The 14113-nt window shown below is 71.5% G+C and carries 16 protein-coding genes; 7 read left to right on the top strand and 9 right to left on the bottom strand.

Annotated features, from left to right (window positions below; genetic code table 11):
• The first annotated feature begins 68 nt into the window (after nt 1-68).
• The 3 genes from AC5L35_RS25410 (at nt 69) to AC5L35_RS25420 (ending at nt 1626) form a co-directional block, all read left to right on the top strand.
• Nucleotides 69-665: a TetR/AcrR family transcriptional regulator gene (locus tag AC5L35_RS25410; protein ID WP_495062204.1), complete on the top strand. Its 597-nt coding sequence runs from the start codon at nt 69-71 to the stop codon at nt 663-665.
• 73 nt (nt 666-738) lie between these two features.
• Entirely contained in the window at nt 739-1278 is a 540-nt protein-coding gene (locus AC5L35_RS25415; protein WP_495062205.1) for a GNAT family N-acetyltransferase, read from the top strand.
• A 147-nt stretch (nt 1279-1425) separates the two neighbouring features.
• Nucleotides 1426-1626, top strand: a complete 201-nt coding sequence (locus AC5L35_RS25420; RefSeq protein ID WP_495062206.1) for a hypothetical protein — start codon at nt 1426-1428, stop codon at nt 1624-1626.
• Between the two features lie 315 nt (nt 1627-1941).
• On the opposite strand, the gene pucL is transcribed toward AC5L35_RS25420, so the two are convergent.
• The 6 genes from pucL to AC5L35_RS25450 form a co-directional block, all read right to left on the bottom strand.
• Nucleotides 1942-2814: a factor-independent urate hydroxylase gene (gene pucL, locus AC5L35_RS25425; protein ID WP_495062207.1), complete on the bottom strand. Its 873-nt coding sequence runs from the start codon at nt 2812-2814 to the stop codon at nt 1942-1944.
• Nucleotides 2815-2817: 3 nt separating this feature from the next.
• The gene (gene uraH, locus AC5L35_RS25430; RefSeq protein WP_495062393.1) at nt 2818-3144 is read right to left on the bottom strand and encodes a hydroxyisourate hydrolase; all 327 of its coding nucleotides are present in this window, start codon (nt 3142-3144) and stop codon (nt 2818-2820) included.
• Nucleotides 3141-3626, bottom strand: coding sequence for a 2-oxo-4-hydroxy-4-carboxy-5-ureidoimidazoline decarboxylase (uraD, locus tag AC5L35_RS25435; RefSeq protein WP_495062208.1), 486 nt, complete (start codon nt 3624-3626; stop codon nt 3141-3143). Before uraD ends, uraH begins: the two co-directional genes overlap by 4 nt.
• A 97-nt stretch (nt 3627-3723) precedes the next feature.
• Complete coding sequence (locus AC5L35_RS25440) at nt 3724-5364, bottom strand: peptide chain release factor 3 (protein ID WP_495062209.1); 1641 nt, start codon at nt 5362-5364, stop codon at nt 3724-3726.
• A 78-nt stretch (nt 5365-5442) separates the two neighbouring features.
• On the bottom strand, nt 5443-6444 hold the full coding sequence (locus AC5L35_RS25445) for a TIGR03560 family F420-dependent LLM class oxidoreductase (RefSeq protein WP_495062210.1): 1002 nt from the start codon (nt 6442-6444) through the stop codon (nt 5443-5445).
• Nucleotides 6445-6495: 51 nt separating this feature from the next.
• Nucleotides 6496-8115 (bottom strand): FAD-dependent oxidoreductase, encoded by a 1620-nt coding sequence (locus tag AC5L35_RS25450; RefSeq protein ID WP_495062211.1) that lies wholly within the window; start codon nt 8113-8115, stop codon nt 6496-6498.
• Nucleotides 8116-8231: 116 nt separating this feature from the next.
• On the opposite strand from AC5L35_RS25450, the gene AC5L35_RS25455 reads away from it, so the two are divergent.
• Complete coding sequence (locus tag AC5L35_RS25455; protein WP_495062212.1) at nt 8232-9362, top strand: DegT/DnrJ/EryC1/StrS family aminotransferase; 1131 nt, start codon at nt 8232-8234, stop codon at nt 9360-9362.
• 42 nt (nt 9363-9404) lie between these two features.
• Here AC5L35_RS25455 and AC5L35_RS25460 read toward each other — a convergent pair whose 3' ends face one another.
• Nucleotides 9405-9809, bottom strand: coding sequence for a MerR family transcriptional regulator (locus tag AC5L35_RS25460; RefSeq protein WP_495062394.1), 405 nt, complete (start codon nt 9807-9809; stop codon nt 9405-9407).
• A 145-nt stretch (nt 9810-9954) separates the two neighbouring features.
• On the opposite strand from AC5L35_RS25460, the gene AC5L35_RS25465 reads away from it, so the two are divergent.
• Complete coding sequence (locus AC5L35_RS25465) at nt 9955-10470, top strand: carboxymuconolactone decarboxylase family protein (RefSeq protein ID WP_495062213.1); 516 nt, start codon at nt 9955-9957, stop codon at nt 10468-10470.
• Here the strand turns inward: AC5L35_RS25465 and mftD are convergent.
• Nucleotides 10448-11626 (bottom strand): pre-mycofactocin synthase MftD, encoded by a 1179-nt coding sequence (gene mftD, locus AC5L35_RS25470; RefSeq protein ID WP_495062214.1) that lies wholly within the window; start codon nt 11624-11626, stop codon nt 10448-10450. The two genes, AC5L35_RS25465 and mftD, sit on opposite strands and share 23 nt — an antisense overlap.
• A 39-nt stretch (nt 11627-11665) precedes the next feature.
• Entirely contained in the window at nt 11666-12127 is a 462-nt protein-coding gene (locus AC5L35_RS25475) for a hypothetical protein (RefSeq protein WP_495062215.1), read from the bottom strand.
• 175 nt (nt 12128-12302) lie between these two features.
• Between AC5L35_RS25475 and AC5L35_RS25480 the strand changes: the two genes are divergently transcribed.
• Nucleotides 12303-12605 (top strand): putative quinol monooxygenase, encoded by a 303-nt coding sequence (locus tag AC5L35_RS25480; RefSeq protein ID WP_495062216.1) that lies wholly within the window; start codon nt 12303-12305, stop codon nt 12603-12605.
• 154 nt (nt 12606-12759) lie between these two features.
• The gene (fucP, locus tag AC5L35_RS25485; protein ID WP_495062217.1) at nt 12760-14097 is read left to right on the top strand and encodes an L-fucose:H+ symporter permease; all 1338 of its coding nucleotides are present in this window, start codon (nt 12760-12762) and stop codon (nt 14095-14097) included.
• The last annotated feature ends 16 nt before the right edge of the window (nt 14098-14113 follow it).

The raw sequence follows: 14113 nt of genomic DNA on the forward strand, positions 1-14113 counted from the left end.
GCAACGTGGCTTTGCTGCAACTCCCGGCGGCGTGGCATCTCACGAACGATCGTGCTAAAAAGGACGGCATGGGCAAGGGGGACGCGACGCGGGAGATCATCCTCGACGAGGCGGCCGGCCTCGCGCGCCAGGTCGGCCTCGGCGGGCTGACGATCGGCTCCCTCGCCACCCGCACCGGCATGTCGAAGAGCGGCCTGTTCGCCCACTTCGGCTCGAAGGAGTCGATGCAGCTACGGGTGCTCGACCACGAGACGGACCGGTTCACCAGCGAGGTGGTACGGCCTGCGCTCGCCGCGCCGAGAGGCGAGCCACGGGTCCGCGCGTTGTTCGAACGGTGGCTGGCGTGGGACTCCGCCGAAGGCGGCTGCCCGCTCGTCGCCGCCGCGTTCGAGCTGGACGACCAGCCCGGTCCGGTGCGCGACCGCCTGCTCCACAACCAGCGCGACTGGTTCGACACCCTCGCCACCATCGCCTCCACCGGGATCGCCGAGGGGCATTTCCGGCCCGACGCCGACCCGCGACAGTTCGCCCAGGACATCGAGGGGGTGATGCTGGCCTACCACGTGGCCAGCCGCCTCCTGTCCGATCCCGACGCCGCCGCGAGGGCCCACTGCGGGCTCGACGCACTGCTGGCCGCCGTCGCCCCGGTGGCGGCCACCCCCTGACCCTCTGCCCAACCAGGAGCCCTCGATGCCGTGCGTCTACCAGAACGATCGTTCGTACTATTCCGAGGTTCTGGTGAGCCCCGCGGCGGTCCACATCCGCCCGCTGGACCGGCAGACCGCAGGGCACGCCGTCGACACGGTCTTCGAGCAGCTCTCGCCGCGCAGCCGCTACCTGCGCTTCCACAGCGCCGTCCCGCGCCTGCCCGGCCCGGTCCGGACCCCCCTCGTCGACCTCGACGGCCGGACCCGCGCGGCCCTCGTCGCCGAGACCTGCGGGCCGGACGGCCCCGCACCGGTGGGCATCGCCCGCATCGCCCGCGCGGGGCCCGGGACGGCCGAGATCGCCGTCGCCGTGGTGGACGCCTGGCAGCGCCGCGGCATTGGACGCCGCCTCCTCACCGCCGTCACCGCGCTCGCCGACGAACTCGGATACGCGACACTCCAGGGCGGTGTGCTGCCGGAGAACGTCGCCATGCTCGGCCTGGCGCGGTCGGCCTTCCCGCTGGCCACGCGGCACTTCGACGGCGACGTGATCCAGCTGGCCGTCCCCCTCGGCACGGCGGCGTGGACCGTGACCGACGAGGACGTGCTGGCCGACCTGGTGAGTCGCTGACCGTCGAGATCGACACGGGAGTGGTGGAGACCCGGGCCAGACCACTCTCACGTCGAGCTCGGCGCCGGGCCCAGCGACCGCAGGCGGCGTTCCCGTCGGCTGCGCACCAGGTCCGGCGGTTCGGCGCGGGGTGATCAGGACGTCGGCGTGGCCGAAGCGCATCGTGTGCCGGCCCCGGTCGCCGGTGACGTTGTCGCGGCGGCGGTCGTCGTAGGTCAGCTCGGGCAGCTGGTGGCCCGGCCCGTCGTACTCGATCGCGAGAAGCGCCTCCGGATAGGCGAGGTCGAACCGGGCGACCACGAACCCGCGGTGATCGCGCAGTTCGTGCTGGACGACCGGAGCAGGTAGGGCGGCGTGAACAGGGGCATCCCCGGCATCCGCAGCGCGGCGAGTGCATCGACCGCCACCACCGCGTCGACCAGGTCGGACCGGCGCGCGAGGTCCCACGCCGTGCGTTCCGCAGACGTCACGCGGCACCCGCGTCCGAGCCACCCGTCCTTGTCGGTGATCGGGCCGCGCGCGACGCGCAGCCGCGGGTGCGCCCGGGAGAACACGCACCGAACAATCCCCGACGGGCCCGCCGCGGGCTCGATTCGGCGAACTCGACGTGAGAGTGGTGCCCGCACGCTTCCCACCACTCTCACGTCGATCTCGGCGGGTCGGTCAGCTGCGGGTGACCGTGGCCTCGATCAGGCCGTAGGGCCGGTCCGCCGCGTAGAACACCTCGTTGTTGTTCTCGACGTCGAACGGGGACAGGTCGACGGCGAAGTGGTGCTTGTTCGGTGCCTGCAGGGTGATCTCCGCGATCCGCGGGTGCGCCTCCAGCACGGCCCGGCCCATCTCCCACAACGTCTGCTGCAGTGCGAGGGAGTGCACGGTGGCGAACTTCTCGAGCATGATCCGGCGGACGTCGGTGAAGCTCTTGCCCCAGTCGACGTCCCGGAAGCCGTCCCAGCCGCCGTCGGGCGCCGGGTCGTGGCGCCACTGCGCCACGAGTGCGGTGGCCATGATCCGGTCGTGCGTCTCGGGGAGGGTGGTGTAGCGGTCCTTCAGGAAGCCCGCGAACTCCGAGCCGGTGGACTTGAGCAGAACGAGGTCGCGCAGACCCGAGACCACCTGCGCCTGCCCGTCCTCCACCTCGGCGACGGCGGTGCGCACCTCCTGGCCGCGGCGCACCCACGTGTGGTCGTGGCCGGTGCCGCCCACCTGCACCCGGTCCCAGCCGAACTCGTCCACGGTGATCCGGGCGCTGCTGACCGGTTCCACCGTGGCCACGAAGTGGCGGGCGAGGGTGAGCGCGTAGTCCTCGATCTCGCCCAGACCCTTCTCCTTGGCGAAGGCGTAGGCCGTGTTCTTCTGCGAGTCGGTGGGCAGGACCGCGTGCTGGTCACCGTGCAGGTACGCGTCCTCGAAAGCGCCGCGCAGCGTCGTGGTGACCGTGACGTCGCGGATCTCGTGGCGGGAGGTCTCCCGGTAGATGCGGACCAGGCGGTTCTCCGCCTTCCCGTACTGGTGGCCTCCGAGCACGATTCCCATGTGTCAGCTCCCGCGGTAGGTCGAATAGGCGAACGGGGACAGCAACAGCGGTACGTGGTGGTGCTCCCCCGCGTCGGTGACGGCGAACGTGACGGCCACCTCGGGGTAGAACCCCTGCCGGCCGGTGGCGGCGAAGTAGCCGCCGGTGTCGAAGGTGATCCGGTAGGTGCCCGCCGGCAGGTCGGCCGCCAGGTCGCGGACGCGGCCGTCGGCGTCGGTGCGCGCCTCCGCCAGCAGCTCACCACCGGGCAGGGCGTCGAGCCGGACCCCCACGTCAACCGCGGGCCGGCCGAGCGCTGCATCGAGCACGTGTGTCGAGATGCTCATCAGACCCTCTCGGCAGGGGCCAGGAGCCGGTCGAGCCGGATCCGGTTGATGGCGGCAAGCTCGGTGAGCGCGACGGCCCGCTCGGTGGCGAGGTCGTTGGCCAGCCGGGCGTGCAGCGTGGCGAGCAGGTCCTCGGCACTGCGGCCCGTGGCGCAGACCAGGTAGACGTGGCCGAACCGGTCCTCGTAGGCCCGGTTGCCCTCGGCCAGCGCGGCCAGCACGTCGGCCGCGGCGGCGCCCACGCCGCTCTGCTCGCGGCGGGACTGCCCACCGGCCTGCCGGTCACCGATGCGGGGGTGGCCCGCCAGTGCGGCGTCGAGGTCGGCGTCGTCCAGCGCCGCTGCGGCGGCGGTGTGCAGGGCGGGGATCGAGGGGTACGGGCGGCCCGCCGCCACCGCGTGGGCCCAGCGCGGCGCCGAGCAGCAGGTCAGCAGCGTCCGTTCGGCCTCGGGCGGCGGCAGCGCGTTGAACGTCTGCAGATCCACGCGCCCCCTTCCGTGCGAGGCGAGTGCTCCACCCGGCGACCGTCGCCGGATCGTCTCGCCCACCCCAACGTATCGACGTACGCGGCGCGCGCATGGTTCAGCGTTCGGAAGATCCCGCGGGGAGCGCCTCGAGCACCAGATCGTCGAACTTCCGCCGGATCGTCTCCAGCCGCCACTTGTTGCTGAACAGCGCCAGCACCGCGCCGTCGGCGCGGCGGGTGAGGACCTCGACCTCGCTCTGGCTCTTGAGCAGCTCCGCTCCGGCCGCGTCGGTGCGGCGGGTGACGGAGTAGCTCAGCGGTTCGAGGATGACCGGGGCCCGGAACTCCGACTCGAGCCGGGCGGTGACCACCTCGAACTGCAGGGGGCCCACCGCCGCGAGCACCGGTGCCTGGTCGCCACGCAGGTCGGAGCTCAGCACCTGGATGACGCCCTCGCTGTCGAGCTGCTCGATGCCCCGCCGGAACTGCTTGTAGGTGCCGGCGTCGGCCCCTCGCACCACGGCGAAGTGCTCGGGCGCGAAGCTCGGGATGGCCGGGAACTGCACGACTTCGGTGGAGTAGAGCGTGTCACCTGGCCGCAGTGCACCGGCGTTGACCAACCCGACGATGTCGCCGGGAAAGGCCTCCTCCACGGTGGTGCGCTGCTGGCCGAACACGGCCTGGGCGTACTTCGTGGCGAACGGGCGCCCGGTGGCGGCGTGGGTGAGCACCATGCCGCGCTCGAACCGCCCCGAGCAGATCCGCACGAACGCCATCCGGTCGCGGTGGGCGCGGTCCATGCCGGCCTGCACCTTGAACACCAGCCCGGACGTGGACGCCTCGAGCGGACGCGGGTTGCCCTCGGCGTCGTCGCGGGGCTCGGGTGCGGGGGCGAGCTCGACCAGTGCGTCGAGCAGCCGGGCGACGCCGACACCGTTCAACGCGGCGCCGAACAGTACCGGGGTGGCCGTGCCGGTGAGGAAGTCCTTCTCGTCGAACCCGGCCCCGATCTCCTCCAGGAGCGCGAGCTCGTCCTGCGCGGTGGCCCAGTACTGCGGCTCCTCCGCGCCGATGACCTCGGCGGGCACGATCTCGGTGGTGGCGCGGGTGGCCCCGCCCGCGGTACGTGAGTAGCGGCGGAACTCCCCGGTGGCCACCTCGACCAGCCCACGCAGCTCCCCGGCCACGCCCACCGGCCAGGTGACCGGCATCGGCCGCAGCCCGATCGTCTGCTCCACCTCGTCGAGCAGCTCCAGCGCCTCACGCCCCGGCCGGTCCCATTTGTTGACGAAGGTCAGCACCGGGATGCCGCGGGTGCGGCAGACGTCGAACAGCTTGAGGGTCTGCGGTTCGAGGCCCTTGGCCGCGTCGAGCAGCATCACCGCGGCGTCGACGGCGGCGAGCACGCGGTAGGTGTCCTCGGAGAAGTCGCCGTGGCCGGGCGTGTCGAGCAGGTTGATCACGCAGTCGCGGTAGGCGAACTGGAGCACCGCCGAGGTGACCGAGATCCCCCGTTTGCGCTCCATCTCCATCCAGTCCGACGTGACCCCGCGCCGGCCCGACTTGCCGTGCACGGCACCGGCCTCGTCGATCACCTCGGCGTAGAGCGCCAGCGCCTCGGTGAGCGTGGACTTGCCCGCGTCGGGATGGCTGATCACCGCGAACGTCCGACGCCGTCCCGCTTCGACCGCAATACGAGCGTCGCCCGATACCCGGACCGACTCCCCCGCCGACTTCTCCACCACAGCTCCAGACATCAGACCGCCGATCCTACGCGGCGGCCTGTTGTCCCCCAACGTCCGTGGTCGTCCACGACGGCCCTGACCGGGCGATCGTCACGAGAGAGCCGGGATGACCTCGCGCTCGAAGAGCTCCAGGCTCGACCGGTCGTGGGCCGCGCCGGGGAAGACGAAGATCCCGTAGGCCAGACCTCTCGACCGCATGCCATCGAGCCGCTCCACGATCTGCTCCGGCGTCCCGCAGCAGGCGACCGGCCCGTTGCCCAGGAACCGCCGGCCGAACGCCTCGGCGCCGTCCTCACCCAGTACCGGCACGAGCCGCGCCTTGTGCGCCGCGATCCGCTCGCCGACCTCGGACTCGGTGGTGCCGGCCACCACGTAGTAGAGGGAGGAGCGCACGATCGCGTCGAAGTCGGTGCCGACGTCGCGGCAGTGCTGGGCGAGCACCGCCGACTTGCGCGCGAAGCCCTCGGGCGAGCCGTCGAAGTTCGTGTACCGCGCGTACTGCGCGGCGATCCGCAGGGTGACCTTCTCGCCCTGTCCCGCGATCCACAGCGGGATGCCGCCGTCCTGCAGGGGCAGCGGACGCACGATCGCGTCCTCGACCTGGTAGTGCTTGCCACGGAGCGTCGCGCGGCCCGTGGTCCAGGCCTGCCGCATGATCGCGACACCCTCCTCGAGCATGCCGAGCCGGTCCGCGGCAGGTGGGAAGCCGTAGCCGTAGGCGGTCCACTCGGCCTCGTCCCACCCGGCGCCCACACACATCTCGACGCGCCCACCGGAGACGATGTCGCAGGTCGCCGCCACCTTCGCCAGATGGGCCGGGTTGCGGAAGCCGATGCACGTGCAGACCTGGCCCAGCCGCACCCGTTCGGTCACGGCACCGAAGGCGGCCATGAGGCTCCACGCCTCGTGCGTGCCCGTCTCGATCGGAGGCGGCGTGGGGAGGGCGTGGAGGTGGTCGTTGACCCAGATCGACTCCCAGGGACCGGCGTCGGCATGCTGCGCCAGGCCCTTCATCACGTCCCAGTGCGCCGCCGGATCGAGGCCGGCCAGGTCGTGGCTCCACCCCTGTGGCACGAACATCCCGAACCGCATACCCAGCCTCCCCGAGGACGACGATCACGACCGTACGTCGCGCGGCCGGGGTCAGCTCGCCGCGAGCGGCTCCCGCACCGAACGCTCGGCAGCGATGTGGTCGGCGACCCGGCAGGCCAGGGCGGTGATGGTGAGCGTCGGCCCGACGGCGCCCGCGGTCGGGAAGACGGCGCTGCCCGCCACGTAGAGGTTGACGCTGCCGTGCACCCGGCAGTCGGCGTCGACCACGCCGTGGCGCGGGGAGTGCGCCATCCGCAGCAGACCCATCTGGTGGGTGCCGTCGGTGAAGGGCATGTCGTCGATGCGCGCCGCGTCGGCCATGTCGACCGTGCCGTACCCGAGGCGGGCGAACTCCTCGCCGATCAGCTCCATGCTGCGGCGGATCCGGGCCCGGTCGTCGGTGGACACGCCGTAGTGCACCTGCAGGCGCCGCTGGCCCAGGTGGTCGCGCTCACGCGACAGCGTGACCCGGTTGGCCGGGTCGGACGTCTGCTCGGCGTCGAACCGGAGGCGGCAGGTGGCTCCGTCCAACGGCATGAACGAGGGCAGGATGCGGCCGCCCGTGACCCGGGGAGCGGCCCAGGACACCGCGAACCTGCCCACCCGCCGCCAGTCGTGCGCGACGTTGCCGATGTGCTGCCCCAGGCCGGACGTGCTCGCGTAGCGCGCGTGGGTGCCGGCGGACTTGAAGCCCAGCCGGGCCCGGTTCAGCGCGTAGTAGGTGAGGGAGAACGTGGACAGCAGCCCGTCCCCGTGGCTGGGGTCCATCGGGTCGGGGAACCACAGCGCGGCCTTGAGGTTTCCCAGCTCGTGGCGGGCCTGCGCCGCGGCTGTGAGCGCGAGCTTGCGCCGGGCGTACACACCGTCGCGGGTGGGCACGTAACCGAGCGCGAGGTTGCGGCCGAGCTCGCTCAGCACGACCGTGCCGACCTCGCCGACCGGGTGGGTCATGTAGTGCCGCCCGACCTGGTCGTGCTCGTTGCCGATGCCCGCCGGCGACTGCCGGTCGGACGCCAGCAGGATCCGGGACGACTCGAGACCGCCCGCGGCGAGGACGTAGGTGCGCGCCACGACCGCGATCTCGACGCCGGGGCGCGGCGAGACGACCGCCTCGGTGATCGCCCCGCTCACCGGGTGGCGCTCCAGGCGCACCACGGTGGCCTCCACGAGCAGCCGGACGTTCGCCGCCCCGGCCAGCGCCCGCATCCGGCCGGCGAAGCTGGTGGGCGGGCTCCACCGCCAGGTCGAGTCGACGTCCAGCGTCTCCGACGGCAGCGGGGCGAACAGGGGGAAGCCCGAACGGGACGCGGAGTACTGGTACTCCCCCGCCTGCAGGTGCCGCTGCGCGCGCCGGTAGAAGGGCTCCAGCTCCGACCCGGACACCGGCCATCCCGCGCTGTTCAGCCACTCGCGCGGCCCGAGGTCGAGGTCGTCGAGGGGAGCACAGCGCCCACCCCACACGACGCTCGTGCCGCCGAGGCGCTTCTGCCGGACCGCCTCGAGGGGATCGTGCGGGTCGACCGTCTCGCCGCGGTAGGTGTCGGCCTGACGCGACCCGAACCGCTGGCTACCACCCTCGACGACCACCACGTCGACGCCGCGGTGGGCGAGCTCGGCGGCCACCACCGCACCCGCCGGCCCGGTGCCGATGACACAGACATCGGCCGACACGCGGCCTCCCGGCGTAATGCCACGAGCATCGATCAACACGTGCACCGAGGGTAGAGCAAGGCCGGTTTCGTCCCCGCTTCCGGTTCCGTGGAGACTCGGGCCCCGGAGGTACGACAATGCGATTTCGGGAGATGGGCGCTGCCGTGCGGGTGCTGGCCCGCAACGACCTGGCCCGGTACAGCGGGGGCGGCACGTCCGAGACGTCCCGCTTCGAGGGTGAGCTGGGCCGGATGCTCGGGGTCGAGCATGCGCTGGCGGTGAACAGCGGCACGAGCGCGCTCATCGGAGCGCTGGTCGGGGCCGGGATCGGGCCGGGCGACGAGGTGCTCGTGCCGGCCTACACGTGGGTCGCCACGGCGGCGGCACCGCTGGCGGTCGGCGCCGTGCCGGTGCTGGTCGAGATCGACGCGAGCCTGACCATGGATCCGGCCGACCTCGCCCGCAAGATCACGCCGAACACCCGCGCGGTGATCCCCGTGCACATGCTCAACCTCGTGTGCGACATGGACGCGATCATGAAGGTCGCCGCCGAGCACGATCTCGTGGTGATCGAGGACACGTGCCAGGCGATCGGCGTGCGCCACCACGGCCGCCGGGTCGGGTCGATCGGGCACGTCGCGGCGTTCAGCTTCAACCAGCACAAGAACATCACCTGCGGAGAGGGGGGCGCGGTCGTCACCAACGACCGGCGCATCCACGCGCGGGCCGCGATGCACCACGACGTGGGCAGCTACGAGCGGCCCGGCTGGATCGAGACCGAGGCCCTGTTCCCCGGCGTCAACCACCGCATGCCGGAGCTCTCGGCCGCGGTGCTGCGCCCCCAGCTCGCCGCGCTCGACGCGCAGCTGGACCGCAGGCGCAAGCGCAGGCAGATGGTGCTCGACCGGATCGCCTCCGGACCCTGGCGGGGGGTGGCCACGGCACCGCACCACGACGAGTCGGACGCCGTCGGGCTCGCCCTGACCTTCGACGACCCGGAGCGGGCCCGCACGTTCGGCGCGCTGCGGGGGGCACGCCGGCTGATCGACAGCGGCCGCCACGTCTACACCAACTGGCAGTCGGTGCAGGCCAAGCGCTCCTACCACCCGCTGTTCGACCCGCACGGCTGGGCAGGGCGCGAGGTGGACTACGGGCCCGACGCCTGCCCGGCCACGCTGGAGATCCTCTCCCGCACCTGCTCGGTGGAGCTCGCCCCGGAGGTGCCGACCCCCGCGTTCCGGTTCCTGACCAGGGCGATGGGCCGCTGACGTCGCGATGACGGGCTCCGACCCCATCCCCCGAGGGTGGGGTCAGCCCGTGTCGGAGATCTGACGCCTGCTCTCCCCCGCCAGCCTGCGGAGGTCTCGCGACAGCATCTCCAGGCCCTGCACCTGGGCCCGGAGTGCCTCCACCCGGCTGTCGACCGCGGCGCGGAACACGGCGAGCCGTCCGGCCAGCTCGGCGGTGATCCGGGGGTCGTCGCCGAGGTCGTCCTCCAGCGCATCCATGGTGGCGAGCAGGTCACGCATCTGCTCGAGGCTGAAGTCGAGCGGCCGGAGCGTCTTGACCAGCACGAGCCGATCGATGTCGGCCTCGGTGTAGAGGCGGAAGCCGCCTGCCGAACGCTTCGATGGCACGACGAGCCCGACCTCGTCCCAGTGCCGGATCGTCCGCAGCGACAAGCCCACCCGCGTGGCGACCTCGCCGATCTGCATCACTCTCGTCGTTCCTTCCCACGAGTTGACCGAGCTTAGCCGCCGATCCCGGCTCGGCAGCGGCACGACGCTCGCCAGATCCACCCGGATCCGGGCCGCCGTCTGTCACATCCGTGGCCTCCCCGCCGTCCTGGTGGTTGATCCGGTGCGAGGACAACCGGACGAGAACGAGGAGAGCACGACGATGCACCCGCGCATGGACATCAGCACCATTCAGCCCGAGGCCTACCAGGCGATGTTCGGGCTCGAGAAGTTCCTGGCGGCGAGCCCGCTGCCACCGACCACGCTGCACCTGGTGAAGCTGCGCGCCAGCCAGATGAACGGCTGCGCCTTCTGCGTCGACATGCACAGCCACGACCTCAAGGCGGAAGGCGAGGCGGACGAGCGGCTCTTCTCCGTGGTCACGTGGCGCGAGGCGCCGTTCTTCACCCCCGCCGAGCGGGCCGCCCTCGCTCTCACCGAGGAGGCCACCCGGCTCGACGCGCACGGCGTGAGCGAGGAGGTCTGGACCGAGGCGGCCGCGCACTACGACCCGCCGACCCTCGCGGCACTCGTCACCGCGATCGCCACCATCAACGCCTGGAACCGCATCGGCGTGACCCTGCGGCTGGTGCCCGGCTCCTACCGGGCCGCCACCGCTACTTCTGGGGCAACCGCGTGAAGTCCGGCGGCACGATGAGGTCCTCGGGCCGCAGGTCGTGCACCGAGGCCCGGCCGAGCCCGAGCAGCGCCTCGTCGATCCCGCTGCGCAGGATCTGCAGGACGTTGGCCACCCCCGCCTCGCCGTTCGCCGCCATCCCCCACAGGTAGGCGCGCCCGATCAGCACGGCGCGGGCACCGAGGGCGAGGGCCTTCACCACGTCGCTGCCCCGCCGGACGCCGCCGTCGAGCAGGACCTCCACCTGCTCGCCGACGGCGTCGACCACGGCGGGCAGGGCGCGGATCGACGCCGGGGTGCCGTCGAGGTTGTTGCCGCCGTGGTTGGACACACTGACCGCGGTGGCACCGGCGTCGGCGGCGCGCCGGGCGTCGTCGGGGTGCATGATCCCCTTCACCGCGAACGGGCCGCCCCACTGCTCCCGCAGCCACGCGATGTCGTCCCAGGTCGGCAGCGGGGTCTGCATCCACTCGCCGTAGGCCCCGAAGAACGTGGGCGTGTCCTCGCCGGGGGCCGCCATGTTGGGCGTGGTGAGGTCGGGCAGCGCGCGGTGCCGTGCCCATTCGAGCAGGTACCGGGGCCGGGCGATGCCCTCCGGGGCGAACCGGAGCAACGCCTTGAGGTCGAGCCGCTCGGGGATGGGTGGGCTGCCCCAGTCGCGGCGCGTGGCGAACGTCCAGTCCAGGGTGACGATCAGCGCCTTCGCTCCGGCCGCCCGCGCGCGTTCCGTGCGCTGCAGGATTCGGTCGCGGTCACCCACCCAGTACGTCTGGAAGAACGTCAGCGGGTTGGCGGCCACCACGTCCTCGACGGACCGGCTCGCGAACGAGCTCAGACCCATGGCCGTGCCCGCCGCTGCGGCGGCGCGGGCCACGGCCACCTCGCCCTCCGGGCTCACCGCCTGCACTCCCGTCGGGGAGATGACCACCGGGAACGCGATCTCCTGGCCGAGCACGGAGGTGGCCTGCTCGCGTTGCTGCGGGAGGTCGGCGATGTGCGGGCGGAAGCCGATCTCGCGGAACGCCTGCACGTTGTCCTCGAGCGTGATGCCCTGTTCGGACCCGGCCACGAGTGCCAGGTAGACCGACTTCGGGAGCCGCTTCCTCGCCCGGCGCTGCGCCTCGGCGACCGACTCGAACCACTCCCTGGTGCTGGCCATGGGAAGACACTATCCAGCGGAGGGATCGACCTCGATCTTTCAGACGTCCCGGGTGGCGACGTGCGTGACCGGCAGACCGAACTTGCGGGCCAGTCGCCCTGGCAGGTCCTGGTGCAGCCAGCGCGACATCCGCGGCGGGAGCGTCGACACGATGATCTCGTCGAACTCCCCGCCGGACACGACCGCCTCGACCGCGCGCATGGGGTCGGGGTCGCACACCTCACCTCCCGCGGTGGCACCGGCGGCGGCCAGCTGCTTGAGCGCCGCGTCGAGCTTCAGCTGCGCCAGCCGACGTGCCTCCTCCGGCGGCGCCGGGATCGCGGGGACCCCACCCATCACCGGCATCGGCACGGCCATGGCGCTCGTCGAGAGGTCCTTCACGCGGGTTGCCGGCACGACGAGCCAGAACTCGGCGGGCCCTGCGGCGACCCGCTCCCGGACGAGGTCGGCGAGCTCGTCGCTGCCGAGCGTCTGGTTCGCGACGAGGAGGTAACGGTGCATGACGCCTCCCGGAGGTGTCGGACCTGTGCCGTCAGCGCCGGCGACAACGTGGAACGGCGCCACATCGGCGCGCGAACAGTACCGCTGCGCGCCCGACGTGAGAATGGTTCGACGTCGCCCGAAAGGGGCGTGCGCCGAAAGGGGCGTGGGGCCGAACGGGTGTAGGAATGCACGCATGAGCGAAGCCGACCGGCCACTGTTCCTGGTGGTGACGATCAAACCGAAGCTGGATCGGATGGCGGAAGCGGAGGCCCAGCTCCAGTCCATGCGCCGGAACACGCTCACCGAGCCCGGTTGCGTGTTCATGCATCTGGTGCAGCCCCATGACGACCCGCAATCCTGGGTGATGCTGGAGATGTTCCGCTCGCGCGCGGCCTGGGCCGAACACATGCGCCAGCCCTACAACACGGAGGGCAACATCATTCTGCAAGATCTGCTCCGCGAGCCCTCGGACCTCCGGCTGTTCGACGAGAAGTAGCCATCGGAACTGCGACCCGGTTCGTCGGTGCGAACACGGAACGTAGTTTGTGGTGCTTGCGGTGGAATCCGGCACGGGTGCGGACTAGGGTTCGCCCAGCTGTGTCCCACGTCACACGGGTGGTACCAGTCCGGCGTCTGCGAGGGGTGATCTCATGTCCCGTGGTTCGGTCACCCGGGTCCAACCGCACGAGGACGCGCGGAAGCCGCGGCTGGTCTACCCGGGCCTCACGGTTCCGTTCATCCTGGTCATCCTCTGCTTCGCGGCGTGGGGGTCGGCGGCCAACCTCACGGATGTGCTCGTGGGCGTGTTCCGCCACATCTTCGCGATGTCGAACTTCGAGTCGGCGCTGGTGCAGTTCGCGTACTACGGCGCCTACTTCTCACTCGCCATCCCCGCCGCATTGATCAACCGACGCTTCGGATACAAGGCAGGCGTGCTCACCGGGCTGGCCTGCGCCACGCTCGGCGGGCTCATGTTCATCCCGGCGAGCATTCTGCTCACGTACGGGTTCTTCCTCGTCGCCCTGTTCGTGCTGGCGGCCGGACTGTCGATCCTGGAAACCTCGGCCAACCCGTTCGTGATCGCGATGGGCCCGGAGCAGAGTGCCACCCAGCGGCTGAACCTCGCACAGTCGTTCAACCCGGTCGGCGCGAACGTCGGGGTGCTCCTCGGCGCGGTCCTGATCCTCCCGCAGATCACGCCGGAGTCGGCGAAGACGTCGATGTCGCCCGAGCAGCTGCGCCAGACCCAGGAACAGGACCTGTCGCTGGTGCTCGGGCCCTACACCGGAATTGCCTGCGTCCTCCTGCTGATCTGGATTCTCATCGCCTTCCGCAAGATCTCCGTTCCCGAGGAACACGCCGAATTCGGGTTGGACACCGAACGGACCGGAGTGCTCGGCCGACTCTGGCACAACCGGCACTACCGCTACGGCGTGGCCGCGCAGTTCCTCAACGTCGGCGCCCAGGTCTGCACGTGGACGTTCACGATCCAGTACGCGCAGGACGTCGTGGGCGTCAGCACCGCGAACTCCGGCTGGTACCTGCAGGCCAGCCTGATCCTGTTCCTGATCTCCCGGTTCGTGATGACCTACCTGCTCGGCATCTTCCGGCCGACCAAGCTGCTCTTCGCCATGGGCGCGCTCGGCGTGGTATTCGCCGCCGTCGCCGTGCTCTCGCCGAACCTGGTGGGTCTGCTCGCGGTGGTCGGGATCTCGCTCTCGCTGTCCCTGATGTTCCCGACGATCTACGGCGTGGCGCTGCGCGGCCTGGGCCCGGACACCAAGTTCGGCGCGGCGGGTCTCGTGATGGCCATCCTCGGCGGCGCCCTCCTCCCGCTGGTCCAGGGCCGGATCATGGACACGGCCGGGGCCGCCCCCGCCTTCATCGTCCCGGCGATCTGCCTGGCCCTGGTGGCGTGCTACGCGCTGTTCGACCTCCGCAGTACCCGGCATCCGGACATGGCCGTGGACGAGGGCGTCGCGCCGTGACCAGGTGAGGCGTCCC

This window comes from Pseudonocardia sp. OZ21 (assembly GCF_059359135.1).